We start from the raw sequence: 17,306 nt of genomic DNA on the forward strand, positions 1-17,306 counted from the left end.
GTGCTGCCTGCGCGCGCTCACCCACGTATTGCAACCCAGCACTTATTCGCTGGAGAGCAGATCCATGGTGTGCTTATCCATCATTTCCAATGCACGGCCACCGCCGCGAGCAACACAGGTCAGCGGATCTTCGGCAACGATTACCGGCAGACCGGTTTCCTGCGCCAGCAACTTGTCGAGGTCACGCAGCAACGCGCCACCACCGGTCAGCACCAGGCCACGCTCGGCGATATCGGAAGCCAGTTCCGGCGGCGATTGCTCTAGCGCGCTTTTCACGGCCTGAACGATGGTTGCCAGGGACTCTTGCAGAGCTTCCAGCACTTCGTTGGAGTTCAGGGTGAATGCGCGTGGAACGCCTTCGGCCAGGTTGCGACCGCGAACATCGACTTCGCGAACTTCGCCGCCCGGGTAGGCAGTACCGATTTCCTGTTTGATGCGCTCAGCGGTGGATTCACCGATCAGGCTGCCGTAGTTACGGCGCACGTAGGTGATGATCGCTTCGTCGAAGCGGTCGCCGCCAACGCGTACGGATTCGGCATAGACCACACCGTTCAGGGAGATCAGTGCGATTTCAGTGGTACCACCACCGATATCCACGACCATCGAACCGCGCGCTTCTTCGACCGGCAGGCCGGCACCGATCGCAGCAGCCATTGGCTCTTCGATCAGGAACACTTCACGGGCACCGGCACCGAGGGCCGATTCACGGATGGCGCGACGCTCAACCTGGGTGGATTTGCATGGAACGCAGATCAGCACACGAGGGCTAGGCTGCAGAAAGCTGTTTTCGTGAACTTTGTTAATAAAGTATTGCAGCATCTTTTCGCAGACGCTGAAATCGGCGATCACGCCGTCTTTCATCGGACGAATGGCAGCAATGTTGCCCGGCGTACGACCGAGCATGCGCTTGGCTTCGGTGCCGACAGCGACGACACTTTTCTGATTACCGTGTGTCCGAATAGCCACAACCGATGGCTCATTCAGGACGATACCGCGCTCGCGCACGTAAATAAGGGTGTTGGCAGTGCCCAGGTCAATGGAAAGATCGCTGGAAAACATGCCACGCAGTTTCTTGAACATGGGAAAGGGACCCTAGGCAACGCGTGGGTAAAAAAGTGCGGCAAACTCTAACAACGACAGGGATTTTGGGCAAGGCGCCAATATGTTAAATTGGCCGCTTTTCTGTGCACCAAGCCCCACAATCGCGGCCTTATGACCGTAGAAGTGCGGTAGTGTTCCGAACAATCTAACACACGGACGCCGTGTGTTCTGTTTTCCACTGGAGAATCCCGATGGCGCTAGAACGCTCCGACGTGGAAAAGATTGCTCATCTGGCCTGCCTTGGCCTCAATGATGCTGATCTTCCACACATTACTTCCGCCCTCAACAGCATTCTCGGGCTGGTCGACGAAATGCAGGCTGTTAATACCGACGGAATCGAGCCTCTGGCCCACCCGCTGGAAGCCAGTCAGCGCCTGCGTGCCGACGTCGTGACCGAGAGCAATCACCGCGAGGCCTACCAGTCCATCGCACCAGCGGTCGAAAACGGCCTGTATCTGGTTCCGAAAGTCATCGACTAAAGGGAAAGAGCCTGCAATGCATCAAATGACTCTGGCCGAGATCGCCCGCGGTCTCGCCGATAAAAAGTTTTCCTCCGAAGAGCTGACCAAAGTCCTGCTGGCGCGTATTACCCAGCTCGATCCGCAGCTCAACAGTTTCATCAGCCTCACCGAAGAGCTGGCCCTCGAGCAGGCGAAAGCCGCCGATGCACGCCGCGCCAACGGTGAGAGCGGCGCCCTGCTCGGTGCGCCGATCGCCCACAAAGACTTGTTCTGCACTCAGGGCATTCGCACCAGCTGCGGCTCGAAGATGCTCGACAACTTCAAGGCCCCGTACGACGCCACCGTGGTCGCGAAACTGGCCGCTGCCGGCGCCGTGACCCTGGGCAAGACCAACATGGACGAATTCGCCATGGGTTCGGCCAACGAGTCGAGCTGGTACGGCGCGGTGAAAAACCCGTGGAACCTGGAACACGTACCGGGCGGTTCGTCCGGCGGTTCGGCGGCCGCAGTTGCCGCTCGTCTGTTGCCAGCGGCGACGGCCACCGATACCGGCGGTTCGATTCGTCAGCCAGCAGCGTTCACCAATCTCACCGGCCTGAAACCGACGTACGGTCGCGTTTCGCGCTGGGGCATGATCGCTTACGCCTCCAGTCTCGATCAGGGCGGCCCGTTGGCGCGCACGGCCGAAGACTGCGCAATTTTGTTGCAAGGTATGGCTGGCTTCGATCAGAACGACTCCACCAGCATCGACGAGCCGGTTCCGGATTACTCCGCAAGCCTGGGCGATTCGCTGCAAGGCCTGCGCATCGGCGTGCCGAAGGAATACTTCAGCGCCGGTCTCGACCCGCGCATCGCTGAGCTGATCCAGAACAGCATTAAAGAGCTGCAGAAGCTCGGTGCCGTGATCAAGGAAATCAGCCTGCCGAACATGCAGCACGCGATTCCGGCGTACTACGTGATCGCGCCGGCAGAGGCCTCCTCGAACCTGTCGCGTTTCGACGGCGTGCGTTTCGGTCATCGCTGCGAACAACCGAAAGACCTGATCGACCTTTACAAGCGCTCGCGTGGCGAAGGCTTCGGCCCGGAAGTCCAGCGCCGGATCATGGTCGGTGCCTATGCGCTGTCCGCCGGTTACTACGACGCCTACTACCTGAAAGCGCAGAAGATCCGTCGTCTGGTGAAGAACGACTTCATGGCTGCCTTTAATGAAGTCGACATCATCCTCGGCCCAACCACGCCGAACCCGGCCTGGAAGCTTGGCGCGAAGAACAGCGACCCGGTCGCTGCTTATCTGGAAGACGTCTACACAATCACCGCCAACCTCGCGGGCCTGCCGGGCCTGTCGATGCCGGCCGGTTTTGTCGACGGTCTGCCGGTGGGCGTGCAGTTGCTTGCGCCGTATTTCCAGGAAGGCCGTTTGCTCAATGTTGCGCACCAGTATCAGCTCAACACTGACTGGCACACCCGCACCCCAACCGGCTTCTGAGGAGACACACATGCAATGGGAAGTCGTGATCGGGCTGGAGATTCACACTCAGCTCACCACCCGGTCGAAAATCTTTTCCGGTAGTTCCACCACATTCGGTTCCGAGCCGAACACCCAGGCCAGCCTGATCGACCTGGGCATGCCCGGCGTTCTTCCGGTGCTGAACCAGGAAGCGGTGCGCATGGCGGTGATGTTCGGTCTGGCGATTGACGCCGAGATCGGTCAGCACAACGTGTTCGCCCGTAAAAACTACTTCTACCCGGATCTGCCGAAGGGCTACCAGATCAGCCAGATGGAATTGCCGATCGTTGGCAAGGGCCACCTGGACATCGCGCTGGAAGACGGCACCGTCAAACGTGTCGGCATCACCCGCGCGCACCTGGAAGAAGACGCCGGCAAGAGCCTGCACGAAGAGTTCAACGGTGCCACCGGCATCGACCTGAACCGCGCCGGCACGCCGCTGCTGGAAATCGTTTCCGAGCCGGACATGCGCAGCGCCAAGGAAGCCGTGGCTTACGTCAAGGCGATCCACGCGCTGGTGCGTTATCTGGGCATCTGCGACGGCAACATGGCCGAAGGCTCGCTGCGTTGCGACTGCAACGTGTCGATCCGTCCGAAAGGTCAGGTTGAGTTCGGCACGCGTTGCGAGATCAAGAACGTCAACTCGTTCCGTTTCATCGAGAAGGCGATCAACTCCGAGATCCAGCGTCAGATCGAGCTGATCGAAGACGGCGGCAAAGTGATCCAGCAGACCCGTCTGTACGATCCGAACAAGGACGAGACCCGTCCGATGCGTTCGAAAGAGGAAGCCAACGACTACCGTTACTTCCCCGATCCGGATCTGCTGCCGGTGGTCATCGAAGAGTCGTTCCTCGGCGAGGTGCGCGCCACCCTGCCGGAACTGCCTCCGCAGAAACGCGAGCGCTTCCAAGAGCAATTCGGTCTGTCGGTCTACGACGCCAGCGTGCTGGCCACCAGCCGCGAGCAAGCCGATTACTTCGAGAAAGTCGCGAGCATCGGCGGCGACGCCAAACTGGCGGCGAACTGGGTGATGGTCGAGTTGGGCAGCCTGCTCAACAAGCAAGGCCTGGACATCGACGAGTCGCCGGTGTCGGCGGAACTGTTGGGCGGCATGCTGCTGCGCATCAAGGACAACACCATCTCCGGCAAGATCGCCAAGGTGGTGTTTGAAGCGATGGCCAACGGTGAAGGCAGCGCAGACGAGATCATCGAAAAACGCGGCCTGAAACAAGTGACCGACAGCGGCGCGATCTCGGCGGTGCTCGACGAAATGCTTGCGGCCAACGCCGAGCAAGTTGAACAGTATCGTGCGGCGGATGAAGCCAAACGCGGCAAGATGTTCGGCTTCTTTGTCGGCCAGGCGATGAAAGCGTCGAAAGGCAAAGCCAACCCGCAGCAAGTGAACGAACTGCTGAAAAGCAAGCTCGAAGGCTGATGCAAATGGAGCCAGACTCAAAGCCTGGCTCCATCTCCTGTGGGAGTGATCTGTGGCGAGGGGATTTATCCCCGTTGGGCTGCGAAGCGGCCCCAAATGCCGAGCTTGATTTACACCAGATAAACCGAGCTCTCAGATTTTGGGACTGCTGCGCAGTCCAACGGGGATAAATCCCCTCGCCACAAAAGCTCACCCTGCACTAGTTTCGGGAAACCTTTGAATGAAGCGTTTGTTCATCAGCTGCGCCCTGCTCTCTTTGCTGGCCGGTTGTGCCAGTACCGACACCATCGACCCGCACGGTTACGACCAGACCGGCGTCGCTTCTTATTACGGTGCCAAGCACCACGGTAAACGCACCGCCAGTGGCGAAGCGTTCAACCAGAATTCCCTGACCGCCGCCCACCGCCAGCTACCCTTTGGCACGCGGGTGAAGGTCACCAACCTGAAAAACGATGAGTCCGTTGTGGTGCGCATTAACGATCGTGGCCCGCATACGCGTGGACGCCTGATTGATGTTTCACGCGAAGCCGCCAAACAACTCGGTATGCTCAGCAGCGGTACCGCGCGGGTTCGCGTGCAGGCCCTCGACTGATGGAGCGCTGACCATTTTCGGACTGACCGATTTACCGCTGATCAGCGTGATCGAATTGCTCGCCGGCCTGTGCCTGCTGATCTTTGGCGCCGAACTGATGGTGCGCGCGGCGGTGCGTCTGGCCGAGCGTCTGCATGTGCGTCCACTGATCATCGGCCTGACCATTGTTGCGCTCGGCAGCAGTGCGCCGCAGATGGCCGTCAGCGTGCAAGCCGCGCTGGGGCACAACCCCGACATCGCCGTCAGCAGTGTGGTCGGCAGCAGCATCTTCAACATCCTTGTAACTCTTGGCCTGTCGGCGCTGATCATTCCGCTGCGCGTGTCGCGGCAACTGGTGCGTCTCGACATTCCGCTGATGATCGGCGCCAGTCTGCTGGTGTTCGTGTTGGCGTGGAACGAGGAAATCAGCCGCTTCGACGGCATTCTCTTGCTCGGCGCTTTGGCGTTGTATCTCGGCTTGCTGTTGCGTCAGTCACGACACTCGGCGCGACCGCATTCCGCGCAACCCGACGCGGTAAAAACCTCATGGCTTGCCAGCGTTTTGATGATCATCGTCGGGCTGGCGATGCTGGTATTCGCCGGGCATCTGCTGCTCGGCGCCGCTGTGGTGGTGGCGACGGATCTGGGCTTCTCGGAACGGGTGATCGGTTTGACCGTGGTCGCTGTCGGCACGTCGCTGCCGGAACTGGCGACCTCGCTGATCGCCGCCCTGCGCGGGCAACGCGACATCGCTGTGGGCAACGTGATCGGCGCCAATCTGTTCAACCTGCTCGGCGTGCTCGGCCTCACCGCTTTGATCGCGCCGACACCATTGTCGGTATCGCCGAACGCACTGGATTTCGATCTGCCGGTGATGCTCGGCGTCGCCGCGCTGTGCCTGCCGGTGTTCTATTCCGGCTACCGCGTGACCCGCGCCGAAGGTTTGTTGCTGCTCGGTTTGTATCTGGTCTACGGGCTGCACGTGGTGTCGTTCACCACCGGCATGCCGCTGGCCGGCAAACTGGAGCGGCTGATGCTGTTTTACGTTCTGCCGCCGCTGCTGGGGTATTTGTTGTTTACGTCCATCCGCGCCTGGCGCCGCCAACACCACAAGAGTGATATGCCATGACCGAATCGAAGAAGTCCGGGGTAGAAGTTCGCCGCCAGGTAATGGGCGATGCGTTTGTCGATCGCGCGTTGGGCAACGCCACCGAGTTCACCCAGCCGCTGCAGGATTTCGTTAATGAACATGCCTGGGGCGGCGTGTGGAATCGCGAAGGTTTGCCGCTGAAGACGCGCAGCTTGATTACCCTGGCCGCGCTGACGGCGCTGAAGTGTCCGCAAGAGTTGAAGGGGCATGTGCGTGGGGCGCTGAACAACGGCTGCACGGTGGACGAGATTCGTGAGGCGCTGCTGCATTGCGCGGTGTATGCCGGCGTGCCGGCGGCGATAGATGCGTTTCGCGCGGCGCAGGAAGTGATCGATACCTACCAGAAAAGCTAAAAGATCGCAGCCTTCGGCAGCTCCTACAGGAACGCATGCCCATGTAGGAGCTGCCGCAGGCTGCGATCTTTTGATGTTGCCCTTTAGATCCACCCACCCCACTGCAAAACGAAGATCCCGACATTGGTGGTAATCGCCGCCATCAACGTGGTCAGCACAATAATCGCCGCCGCCAACTCATGATTGCCTTGCGCCGCCCGCGCCATGACAAAACTCGCTGCCGCCGTCGGGCTGCCAAAGTACAGAAACAGAATCCCCAACTCCGCCCCACGAAAGCCGCACAACCACGCCCCGAGCGTCGCCAGCACCGGCAAACCGATCATCTTCACCAGACTCGAACTGAGCGCCATGTTGCCGCTCTTGCGCAACGCCGCCAGCGATAGCGTGCCGCCGATGCAGATCAGCGCCAGCGGCAACGTGGTCTGCGCCAGATACTGACCGGAAGTCTCCAGCCACCCCGGCAAACCGATCTTGAAATAAGCAAACGGCGCCGCCGCTATCACGCTGATGATCAGCGGATTGCTGAACACGCTTTTGCAGATGCTCCACGGATCGGACTTGATCACCGGGCTGTACACCGCCAGCACAATCGTCGATAGCGTGTTGTAAAACAGGATCACCAACGCCGCGAGAATCGCCCCGAGGGAGATGCCGTAATCGCCGTACATGCTCGCCGCCAGCGCCAGACCGATCACGCCGTTATTACCGCGAAACGCACCCTGGGTGTAGATGCCGCGATCTTCACGCGGGCACTTGAAAATCGCCCAGCCCCAGGCGATGGCAAAACAGACGAGCGTGGCGACGGAGAAGTAGATCAGCAGCGCTGGTTGCAACGCGGCGTGCAGGTCGGCGTGCAGAATGCCGAGGAACAACAGCGCCGGCATGGTCACGTTGAACACCAGCGCGGAGGCGGTGTGGATGAAGTTGTCGTTGATCCAGTCGATGCGCTTGAGCAACACACCAAGAAACAGCATGGCAAACACCGGCGCGGTGATGTTCAGGGTTTCGAGGAAAATTGCCAGCATGCCGAGGGAGCCTTGGGTGAGCGTCGTTAGGTGGCAATGATAAAGCAAAAGCCCCTCACCCTAGCCCTCTCCCGGAGGGAGAGGGGACTGACCGGGGGATATTCAAAAAATCCGCCGACCTGAAATGACTTCGTTGAATCCATAATCAACTCGGTATTTCAGGTCGATGTATTGCGCAAGACAACTCGGTCGGCCCCCTCTCCCTCCGGGAGAGGGCTGGGGTGAGGGTAGCTTTTGCCCTACCCCAAAACCATCAGGTAATCGGCGCCGGGTTAAACAACGTAATGTCGTTATGCAGCTTGTGCTTCTCCGCCCACGTCTGCTGCTTGCCGCTCGCAACATCCAGATAGTAGTGAAACAACTCCCAACCCAATTCCTCAATCGTCGCCCGCCCGGTGGCAATCCGCCCGGCGTCGATATCAATCAGATCCGGCCAACGCTGCGCCAGCTCGGTGCGCGTCGACACTTTCACCACCGGCGCCATCGCCAAACCGTACGGCGTACCCCGCCCGGTGGTGAACACATGCAAATTCATCCCGGCCGCCAACTGCAGCGTCCCGCAGACAAAATCACTCGCCGGCGTCGCGCAGAAAATCAGCCCCTTCTGCTTGAAACGCTCGCCCGGGCCAAGCACGCCATTGATCGCGCTGCTGCCGGATTTGACGATCGAACCCAGCGACTTCTCGACGATGTTCGACAACCCGCCCTTCTTGTTGCCCGGCGTGGTGTTGGCGCTGCGATCCGCCTCGCCCTTGGCCAGGTAACGGTCGTACCAGTCCATCTCGCGCACCAGTTCCTCGGCGACGGTCTTGGTCTCGGCACGCGAAGTCAGCAGGTAAATCGCATCGCGCACTTCGGTGACTTCGGAAAACATCACCGTGGCTCCCGCGCGCAACAGCAAGTCCGAGGCATAGCCCAGCGCCGGGTTGGCGGTGATCCCGGAGAACGCATCGCTGCCGCCGCACTGCATGCCGAGGATCAGCTCGGACGCCGGCACGGTTTCGCGGCGGCGCTGGTCGAGTTTCTTCAAACGGACTTCAGCCAGTTGCATGATCTGCTCGATCATCTCGGTGAAACCGTGACTGGAATCCTGCAAGCGATACAGCCACGGATCGCTGAGATCGACCGACGCATCGTCCTCGTGCATCACCTGCCCGGCCTGCAATTTCTCGCAGCCCAGACTGATCACCAACGCCTCGCCGCCGAGGTTCGGGTTGCGCGCCAGATTGCGCACGGTGCGAATCGGGATGTAGGCGTCGGTGGCGGTGATCGCCACGCCGCAGCCGTAACTGTGGGTCAGCGCCACCACGTCATCGACGTGCGGATACTTCGGCAGCAGCTCATCCTTGATGCGTTTCACCGCGTGATCGAGCACGCCGGTGACGCACTGCACGGTCGTAGTAATGCCGAGAATATTGCGCGTGCCGACGGTGCCGTCAGCATTGCGATAACCTTCGAAGGTGAAGCCTTCCAGCGGTGCCTGCGCGTCCGGCACGTCGGTGGACAGCGGCAAGCTGTCCAGTGGCGGCGCGGTCGGCATACGCAGTTGATCTTCCTTGACCCAACTGCCCCGGCGGATCGGCTGCAACGCGTAGCCAATGACCTGACCGTAGCGAATCACCTGACCGCCCTCGGCAATGTCTTCCAGAGTGATCTTGTGGCTCTGCGGCACGAATTCCACGGTCACCAGACCATCGGCAAATTCAGTGCCGGCCGGTGCGCCCTGGTCATTGACCACGACCACCACATTGTCCCGCTCGTGCAGGCGGATGTGGCGCGGCGAGTCGGAATGTTCAATCAACTGCATGACGCCGCTCCTCAGGAATGCGCTTGAGACAATTTACCGCTGGCTTCAACACCGCCGTTGGTTGGCGGCTCTTTGAGTACCACACGTTTGATCGGGCCAACGATGACCAGATAGCTGAACACCGCCACCAGTGCGTTGGCACCGACGAACACCAGCGCCCATTTGAACGAACCGGTGGAGCTGATGATGTAGCCAATCACGATCGGTGTGGTAATCGAAGCAATGTTGCCGAAGGTGTTGAACAGGCCGCCGCTCAGACCGGCAATCTGTTTTGGTGAGGTGTCGGAGACCACCGCCCAACCCAGTGCGCCAACGCCTTTGCCGAAGAAGGCCAGGGCCATGAAGCCGACGACCATCCATTCCACATCAACATAGTTGCAGGCGACGATGCTGCTGGACACCAGCAAACCAGCGATGATCGGTGCTTTACGGGCGAAGGTCAGCGAGTGGCCCTTGCGCAGCAGGTAATCAGAAATCACCCCGCCAAGCACGCCGCCAATGAAGCCGCAGATCGCCGGCAACGAAGCGATGAAACCGGCCTTGAGAATGGTCATGCCACGCTCTTGCACCAGGTACACCGGGAACCAGGTCAGGAAGAAATAGGTGATGCCGTTGATGCAGTATTGACCCAGATACACGCCGAGCATCATGCGATTGGTCAGCAACTGACGGATGTAATCCCATTTCGGGCCGTCGGACTTTTTGCCCGTCTGATCCATGTCGACCATGCCGCCGTTTTCAGCGATGTGCTTGAACTCGGCTTCGTTGATGCGCGGGTGCTCACGCGGGCTGTAGATCACTTTCAGCCAGACCAGCGAGAACACAATCCCGAGAATACCCATGACGATAAACACGTGTTCCCAACCGAAGGAGTACACGATCCAGCCCATCAGCGGCGCGAACAACACGGTGGCAAAATATTGTGCCGAGTTGAAGATCGCCGACGCGGTACCGCGCTCAGCGGTCGGGAACCACGCCGCTACGATGCGTGCGTTGCCCGGGAAAGATGGCGCTTCAGCCAGACCAACGAGGAAGCGCAGCATAAACAACGCAACGATCGCCGTGGACATGCCGAATTCACCGACAAAGCCTTGCAGCACGGTGAACAGCGACCAGGTGAAAATGCTCAGGGCGTAAACTTTTTTCGAGCCGAAACGATCGAGCAGCCAGCCACCGGGAATTTGCCCGGCCACGTAGGCCCAACCGAATGCAGAGAAGATGTAGCCGAGGGTGACTGCGTCGATGCCCAGATCTTTTTGCAGGCTGGAGCCGGCAATTGCGATCGTGGCACGGTCGGCGTAGTTGATCGTGGTCACGAGGAACAGCATGAGCAAGATCAAATAGCGGACGTGAGTCGGCTTGGACGATTGCATGTAGATGTACTCCCACTGATTATTTTTATGCGCGGGTGAATCTTCTTTGGCGTTGCTTTTATTCCCTGTAGGAGCTGCCGAAGGCTGCGATCTTTTGATCTTGTTTTTAAGATCAGGATCAAAAGATCGCAGCCTGCGGCAGCTCCTACAGGGATTGCGGTGTCAGGGTCGACACCGCGTGCTGCATTCAGGAGCCGATGTAGCTGGTTTTCACCACGGTGTAGAACTCCTGGGCATAGCGGCCTTGCTCACGTGAGCCATAGGATGAACCTTTACGGCCACCGAACGGAACGTGGTAATCGACGCCGGCGGTCGGCAAGTTGACCATCACCATCCCGGCCTGCGAGTGACGTTTGAAGTGGTTGGCGTACTTCAGCGACGTCGTCGCGATACCCGCCGACAGACCGAACTCGGTGTCGTTGGCCATCGCCAGCGCCGCGTCGTAATCCGCCACGCGAACAATGTTGGCCACCGGGCCGAAGATTTCTTCACGGCTGATGCGCATCGACGCTTCGCTGTCGGCAAACAGCGTTGGCGCAAGAAAGTAGCCTTCGGTGTCACACGTCACCAGACCACCGCCGCTGACCAGACGCGCACCTTCGGACTGACCGATGTCGATGTACTTCATGTCCTGTTCAAGCTGTGCTTGCGAAACCACTGGACCGATGTCGGTGCCGGATTTCAGCGCGTGACCGACTTTGATCGACTTCATGCGCTCGGCCATCGCTTCGACAAATTTGTCGTGAATCCCGGCGGTGACGATCAAGCGGCTCGACGCGGTGCAACGCTGACCGGTGGAGTAAAACGCGCTTTGTACCGACAGCTCGACCGCTTGCTTAAGGTCGGCGTCGTCGAGAATGATCTGCGGGTTTTTGCCGCCCATTTCCAGCTGCACTTTCGCCTGGCGCGACACGCAGTTAACAGCGATCTGACGACCCACGCCCACCGAACCGGTAAAGCTGATGCCGTCGACTTTCGGGCTCTGCACCAGCGCGTCGCCAACCACTCGACCGCTGCCCATCACCAGGTTGAACACGCCGGCCGGGAAGCCCGCGCGGGAGATGATTTCGGCCAGTGCCCAAGCGCAACCCGGCACCAGATCGGCCGGTTTCAGCACCACGCAGTTGCCGTAGGCCAGCGCCGGAGCAATCTTCCACGCCGGAATCGCGATCGGGAAGTTCCACGGGGTGATCAGACCGACCACACCCAGCGCTTCGCGGGTGACTTCGACGTTGACGCCCGGGCGCACCGACGGCACGTAGTCGCCAGACAGACGCAGGCATTCACCGGCGAAAAATTTGAAAATGTTGCCGGCGCGCGTTACTTCGCCGATGGCTTCGGGCAGGGTCTTGCCCTCTTCCCGCGCCAGCAAGGTGCCGAGTTCTTCGCGACGAGCGAGGATTTCCGTGCCGACTTTATCCAGCGAATCGTGACGGGCCTGAATGCCCGATGTCGACCAGTTCGGGAACGCAGCGCGCGCCGCGTCGATGGCGGCATGAACCTGAGTCAGATCAGCCTTGGCGTAGTCGCCGATGGTGTCGCTCAACTCGGACGGGTTGATGTTGGCCGAGTAATCGGCACCGGCAACCCATTCACCGTTGATGTAATTGTCGTAACGCTTGGAATCAGTCACAGCCTTTTCTCCTCTCGACGCAAAAGCCGCTGATTGCTCAGCGGCCTCGGTTTGTTCGGGGGTTATTGCGCACCTTGCTTGTCGATCAGCGCGGCGAGCATTTCGTACTCTTCGCCGGTCAGGTCGGTCAGCGGTGCGCGCACCGGGCCGGCGTCATAGCCAGCGATTTTGGCGCCGGCCTTGACGATGCTCACGGCGTAACCGGCTTTGCGGTTGCGGATGTCGAGGTACGGCAGGAAGAAGTCGTCGATGATCTTGCCGACGGTGGCGTGATCTTCGCGAGCGATCGCGTGGTAGAAATCCATCGCGGTTTTCGGAATGAAGTTGAACACCGCCGAGGAGTAAACCGGCACGCCCAGCGCCTTGTAGGCAGCGGCGTAGACTTCGGCGGTCGGCAAGCCACCGAGGTAGCTGAAGCGATCACCGAGGCGGCGACGGATCGACACCATCAACTCGATATCGCCCAGACCGTCCTTGTAACCGATCAGGTTCGGGCAGCGCTCGGCCAGACGTTCCAGCAGCGGCGCGTTGAGGCGGCAAACGTTGCGGTTGTAGACGACCACGCCGATGTTGACCGATTTGCACACGGCTTCAACGTGAGCGGCAACGCCGTCCTGACTGGCTTCGGTCAGGTAGTGCGGCAGCAACAGCAAGCCTTTGGCGCCCAGACGCTCGGCTTCCTGTGCGTATTCGATGGCCTGACGGGTCGAACCGCCGACACCGGCGAGAATCGGCACGCTGGTTTCGCAAGTGTCGACGGCAGTCTTGATGATTTCCGAATATTCGCTGGCGGCCAGGGAGAAGAATTCACCGGTGCCGCCCGCTGCGAACAGAGCCGAAGCGCCGTACGGGGCCAGCCATTCCAGACGCTTGATATAGCCCGCACGGTTGAAATCACCCTGCGCGTTGAAATCGGTAACCGGGAAGGACAGCAGGCCGGCAGAGAGGATGGACTTCAGTTCTTGTGGATTCATTATTCGAACACCCTGGGTAGCAATATTGTTGTGATTGTCACGTTCAGCCTTCGCCGAAGTTGTAGGTCATCGTACAACTTAAAAGATAACCGTCAACTGCATTTCATCGTTGCGGGTGGTTTTTGTCCGACAAAATTGTTTCTTCAGCTATTCGATGGCGCTGTAGAGCCTTCGCCCGACCTGAGTGGAAGGCTTGTTCAGTGGGCGTTTTGAGGGATGTTGTCCTAGGACTGAAAATCAAGCAGCCCGGATTGACCCCATCGCGAGCAGGCTCACTCCCACAGTGGAACGCATTTCAAGGTAGGAGTGAGCCTGCTCGCGATGGCGATTTCAGGACGATGGAAAGCACCGGAAATGGATAACCGTTCGTCGAAACTGGTAATTCTTACAGGTGCCCGGCTTCTGCCACTCCTGCCCTAATGCCGTCAGGAGAGAACAAACCGACTCCGAAACGCAGACTCATGGCTGCTTCAATGGTTTGATTGGCTAAACAAAAGGATTTTGAATCATGAATTTTCAAGACAACGCACTCGCTGCCCCCGTGCTCCGGGAGGCGCTGATTGTGGGCAGTGACACCGTTCTTTATGTCCACAATCTGAACGACCCGGCCCACGGCGACGTCGAGCCTTATGTAAATGCTGCGGCGGGAGATGTGATCGAATTTACGGTCACCACTTCGGCAGGCCGGCTATGGCGAGACATACTTGTAGTAACGCCCTCTCTCGACCCTTTCGTATTCCAGATCCCTAAATCAGTGTTTGGAGAAAAACCTGATCCCGGCGCCACTGCCGATCTCGTTTATACGGTGACGCGCGAAAAAATTGTCTACAAATCCGCTGTACTTAGTGTTTACGTCAAATACTAAGCAACCGTCACCCCTGCGCCTGCGCCTCTTCATGCGCCTGGCGCAGCCTCTCGCGACTATTCGTCAGATGCAGTCGCATCGCCGCCCGCGCCGCATCGGAATCCTGCCGCGCAATCGCCTGATAAATCTCTTCATGCTCGCGGCTGACGCGATTCATGTAGTGCTGCTGATCGTCATGGGCCAGACGCGCTGAATTCAGCCGCGTGCGCGGAATGATGCTGGTGCCGAGGTGGGTCATGATGTCGGTGAAGTAGCGGTTGCCGGTCGACAGCGCGATTTCCAAGTGGAAGGCGAAATCGGACGCGACGGCATCGCTGGCGTGGGCGACGCTGTCGTTCAGTGCATCGAGGGCGGCGCGCATGGTTACCAGTTGCTCGGGGCTGCGGCGTTGCGCGGCGAGGCCGGCGGACTCGACTTCGAGGCTGATGCGCAATTCGAGAATCGCCAATACGTCACGCAAGGTGACGACGGTGGCCGGATCGATGCGAAAGCCGCTCGGGCTCGGTGTGTCGAGGACAAACGTGCCGATGCCGTGGCGGGTTTCCACTTGCCCGGCGGCTTGCAGACGGGAGATCGCCTCGCGCACCACGGTGCGGCTGACGCCGTGCTCCTGCATGATCGCCGATTCAGTGGGGAGCTTATCGCCCCGTTTGAGCAGGCCGTCACGGATCTGCTCGGTCAGCACCGTCACCAGTTCCTGTGCCAGGCTGCGGCGCTTGCGCGGGAAGCGTGGGGTGTCGATCAGGTTTTCCATGGTCTGCATTTTGTCTCGAAAATTCGGCTTGAGGCCATCATAGCTCAAGCGGGTTGTACGATCACTGTCAACGCGACCTCCTTGTAGGAGCTGCCGAAGGCTGCGATCTTTTGATTTTATGGATCAAGATCAAAAGATCGCAGCCTCCGGCAGCTCCTACAAGGGCTCCGGGGGTCAGGCGGTTACGGGTTGCTCGACGAGATGGCCGCTGTCGATGCGTACATGTCTAGGGTGGAAGCGTTTCAAACTGCTGCGGTGTCCGACGCTGACGATGCTCAACCCCGGCAACTGATCGATCAACGCCTGATACAACGTCGCCTCATCCTCTTCATCCATCGCCGATGTGGCTTCGTCCATGTACAGCCAATGCGGTGCGTAAAGCAGCGCGCGGGCGAAGGCCAGTCGTTGCTGCTCACCCGGCGACAGCATGCGCTGCCAGTGATTGGCTTCGTCCAGTCGCGCCACCAGATGTGGCAAGCGGCAGGTTTCCAGCACCTCGGCATAACGCTCAGGCGCGTAGGTCTCGCTCGGTTGTGGATAACTCAATGCTTCGCGCAAGGTGCCGATTGGCAGATACGGTTTTTGTGGCAAGAACAGGTAACGCGCCGCCGGCAGACGAATGTTGCCGTGCCCCGCTGGCCACAAATGCCCCATCGCCCGCAGCAGTGTCGATTTACCACTGCCGGAACGCCCGCTGAGCATCACTCGATCACCCGGTTCAACGGTCATGTCGGCGCTGGTCAGCAGATGACGACCGTCGGCCAGATCCAGACCGAGGTTGTGCACCTTCAATTCGCTGCCCTGATTCTGCACATCGATCGCAGGCTTGCGCTCTTCGTTATCGGTCATCGCCTGACGGAAACTCAGCAGACGATCACACGTGGCGCGCCACGACGCGAGGCTCTGATAGGCACTGATGAACCAGCTGAAACTCTCTTGAACGTTGCCGAACGCCGAGCTGATCTGCATCAGCTCACCGAGCTCGATCTTGCCGGCAAGGTAACGCGGCGAAGCGACAATAAACGGGAAAATAATCGCCGCCTGGCTGTAACCGGCGGTGAAAAAGGTCAGGCGCTTGGACACTTTCATGATGTCCCAGAAGTTATGCCAGACATTGCCGAAGCGCCCGCTCAAGCGACGATTTTCATTCGGTTCGCCGTTGTACAACGCGATGCTTTCAGCATTCTCACGAATCCGCACCATGGAAAAACGCAGGTCGGCTTCGAAGCGTTGTTGTTGGTTGTTCAGGCCGATCAAGCGACGCCCGATCAAATGCGTCAGCCAACTGCCGACGATCGCGTAAACCAGCACGCACCAGAACATGTAGCCGGGAATGGTCACGCCATAGACTTCGATACTGCCCGACACGCCCCACAAAATAATAGAAAAAGACACCAAACTGACAATATTACGCAGCAGGCCGATACCCAGCTCGAGGGTGTTGGAAGTGAAGTTATTGAGGTCTTCGGAAATCCGCTGATCCGGGTTATCGGTATAACCGCCCTGCTCCAGCTGGTAGTAATTCTTGTCGGAAAGCCAACGTGAAAAATGCTTCTCGGTGAGCCACGCCCGCCAGCGAATCGTCAGCATCTGCGTCAGATACAGCCGATACACCGCGCCGATAATCGCCACGGCGGCAATGCCGCAGAAGTACAGAATCAACTGCCAAAACGCTGCCTCGTCTTTCTTTTGCAGCGCGTTGTAAAAGTCTTTGTACCAGGTGTTGAACCACACCGAGATGCCCACGCTAAGCAGCGAGAGCGCGATCACGGCAATCAACAGCGTCCAGGCCTTGCCCTTCTCTTCACTGCGCCAATACGGCGTGATGATCGCCCACACCTTGCGAAAAAACTGCCCGCGCACAGCATCGTTGACCGCGGAATATTCAGCGTTCTGATTCATGGAAAAGGCTCGATATAGAAAAGAACAGACACGCTCCGATCATAGTAGATCGGGGCGGTTTATCGCGAGGGTGGGACAGGCTCATTCAGGGATTGTTCAGATTCAGAGGAGTTTCGGCCAGGCAAACAGAGCACATACCGCTCGTCACGACTGTCAGAGTTGACAGTAGAAGGCAAAATTCAGCTGTGATCGACTGCGTTGACCTCTTGCGCTGCGCAGAGCCAACCTGAACGTCAAAGGGAATTCATCATGGTAGACACTCGAGACCCGATCCAGGCTCCCACATGTGAACACATCAAAAACGGAATACTGAAACTTAGCGCAATAGAAGGGCCGTTTTTTTACTTCAAGGTGTTTTCCGAATACCCGAACACATCGCTCAGATCCTTTTGGAT

General features: G+C 59.0%; 14 protein-coding genes and 1 pseudogene. 7 read left to right on the forward strand and 8 right to left on the reverse strand.

Annotation, left to right across the window (positions count from 1 at the left end):
- Positions 1-42: 42 nt before the first annotated feature.
- Positions 43-1,080: a rod shape-determining protein MreB gene (gene mreB / locus KFS80_RS04460; protein WP_002555108.1), complete on the reverse strand. Its 1,038-nt coding sequence runs from the start codon at positions 1,078-1,080 to the stop codon at positions 43-45.
- Positions 1,081-1,292: 212 nt separating this feature from the next.
- On the opposite strand from mreB, the gene gatC reads away from it, so the two are divergent.
- The 6 genes from gatC to KFS80_RS04490 all read left to right on the forward strand — a co-directional run bounded on the left by gatC (position 1,293) and on the right by KFS80_RS04490 (position 6,578).
- Positions 1,293-1,580, forward strand: coding sequence for an Asp-tRNA(Asn)/Glu-tRNA(Gln) amidotransferase subunit GatC (gene gatC, locus KFS80_RS04465; RefSeq protein ID WP_007915356.1), 288 nt, complete (start codon positions 1,293-1,295; stop codon positions 1,578-1,580).
- Between the two features lie 16 nt (positions 1,581-1,596).
- A complete protein-coding gene (gatA, locus tag KFS80_RS04470) occupies positions 1,597-3,048 on the forward strand; it encodes an Asp-tRNA(Asn)/Glu-tRNA(Gln) amidotransferase subunit GatA (RefSeq protein ID WP_025109475.1) in 1,452 nt (483 codons plus the stop codon).
- Positions 3,049-3,058: 10 nt separating this feature from the next.
- A complete protein-coding gene (gene gatB, locus KFS80_RS04475) occupies positions 3,059-4,504 on the forward strand; it encodes an Asp-tRNA(Asn)/Glu-tRNA(Gln) amidotransferase subunit GatB (RefSeq protein WP_008085412.1) in 1,446 nt (481 codons plus the stop codon).
- A gap of 220 nt (positions 4,505-4,724) precedes the next feature.
- Entirely contained in the window at positions 4,725-5,096 is a 372-nt protein-coding gene (locus KFS80_RS04480) for a septal ring lytic transglycosylase RlpA family protein (RefSeq protein WP_212544076.1), read from the forward strand.
- Positions 5,097-5,142: 46 nt separating this feature from the next.
- Complete coding sequence (locus KFS80_RS04485) at positions 5,143-6,204, forward strand: calcium/sodium antiporter (protein WP_212544077.1); 1,062 nt, start codon at positions 5,143-5,145, stop codon at positions 6,202-6,204.
- Positions 6,201-6,578 (forward strand): carboxymuconolactone decarboxylase family protein, encoded by a 378-nt coding sequence (locus KFS80_RS04490; RefSeq protein ID WP_187676762.1) that lies wholly within the window; start codon positions 6,201-6,203, stop codon positions 6,576-6,578. Before KFS80_RS04485 ends, KFS80_RS04490 begins: the two co-directional genes overlap by 4 nt.
- 83 nt (positions 6,579-6,661) lie before the next feature.
- Here KFS80_RS04490 and KFS80_RS04495 read toward each other — a convergent pair whose 3' ends face one another.
- From KFS80_RS04495 to kdgD, 5 genes and pseudogenes are all read right to left on the reverse strand, one after another.
- Positions 6,662-7,603 (reverse strand): AEC family transporter, encoded by a 942-nt coding sequence (locus KFS80_RS04495; protein WP_159812145.1) that lies wholly within the window; start codon positions 7,601-7,603, stop codon positions 6,662-6,664.
- Positions 7,604-7,856: 253 nt separating this feature from the next.
- Entirely contained in the window at positions 7,857-9,410 is a 1,554-nt protein-coding gene (gene garD, locus KFS80_RS04500) for a galactarate dehydratase (RefSeq protein WP_053117079.1), read from the reverse strand.
- An 11-nt stretch (positions 9,411-9,421) separates the two neighbouring features.
- Positions 9,422-10,813: pseudogene (locus tag KFS80_RS04505) on the reverse strand (MFS transporter); the annotation flags it as partial.
- A gap of 157 nt (positions 10,814-10,970) precedes the next feature.
- A complete protein-coding gene (locus KFS80_RS04510) occupies positions 10,971-12,416 on the reverse strand; it encodes an aldehyde dehydrogenase family protein (protein ID WP_159812144.1) in 1,446 nt (481 codons plus the stop codon).
- A gap of 62 nt (positions 12,417-12,478) precedes the next feature.
- Positions 12,479-13,390 carry a 5-dehydro-4-deoxyglucarate dehydratase gene (gene kdgD, locus KFS80_RS04515; RefSeq protein ID WP_093435890.1) on the reverse strand — a complete coding sequence of 304 codons (912 nt, stop codon included), beginning with the start codon at positions 13,388-13,390 and terminating at the stop codon, positions 12,479-12,481.
- Between the two features lie 508 nt (positions 13,391-13,898).
- On the opposite strand from kdgD, the gene KFS80_RS04520 reads away from it, so the two are divergent.
- Positions 13,899-14,255, forward strand: coding sequence for a hypothetical protein (locus KFS80_RS04520; RefSeq protein WP_212544078.1), 357 nt, complete (start codon positions 13,899-13,901; stop codon positions 14,253-14,255).
- 7 nt (positions 14,256-14,262) lie between these two features.
- Here the strand turns inward: KFS80_RS04520 and KFS80_RS04525 are convergent, their stop codons facing one another.
- Positions 14,263-15,009 (reverse strand): FadR/GntR family transcriptional regulator, encoded by a 747-nt coding sequence (locus KFS80_RS04525; RefSeq protein WP_212544203.1) that lies wholly within the window; start codon positions 15,007-15,009, stop codon positions 14,263-14,265.
- Between the two features lie 174 nt (positions 15,010-15,183).
- Positions 15,184-16,911, reverse strand: coding sequence for an ABC transporter ATP-binding protein/permease (locus KFS80_RS04530; RefSeq protein WP_053117074.1), 1,728 nt, complete (start codon positions 16,909-16,911; stop codon positions 15,184-15,186).
- Positions 16,912-17,306: the final 395 nt, after the last annotated feature.

Source organism: Pseudomonas rustica (assembly GCF_018336155.1).
Classification (GTDB): domain Bacteria; phylum Pseudomonadota; class Gammaproteobacteria; order Pseudomonadales; family Pseudomonadaceae; genus Aquipseudomonas; species Aquipseudomonas rustica.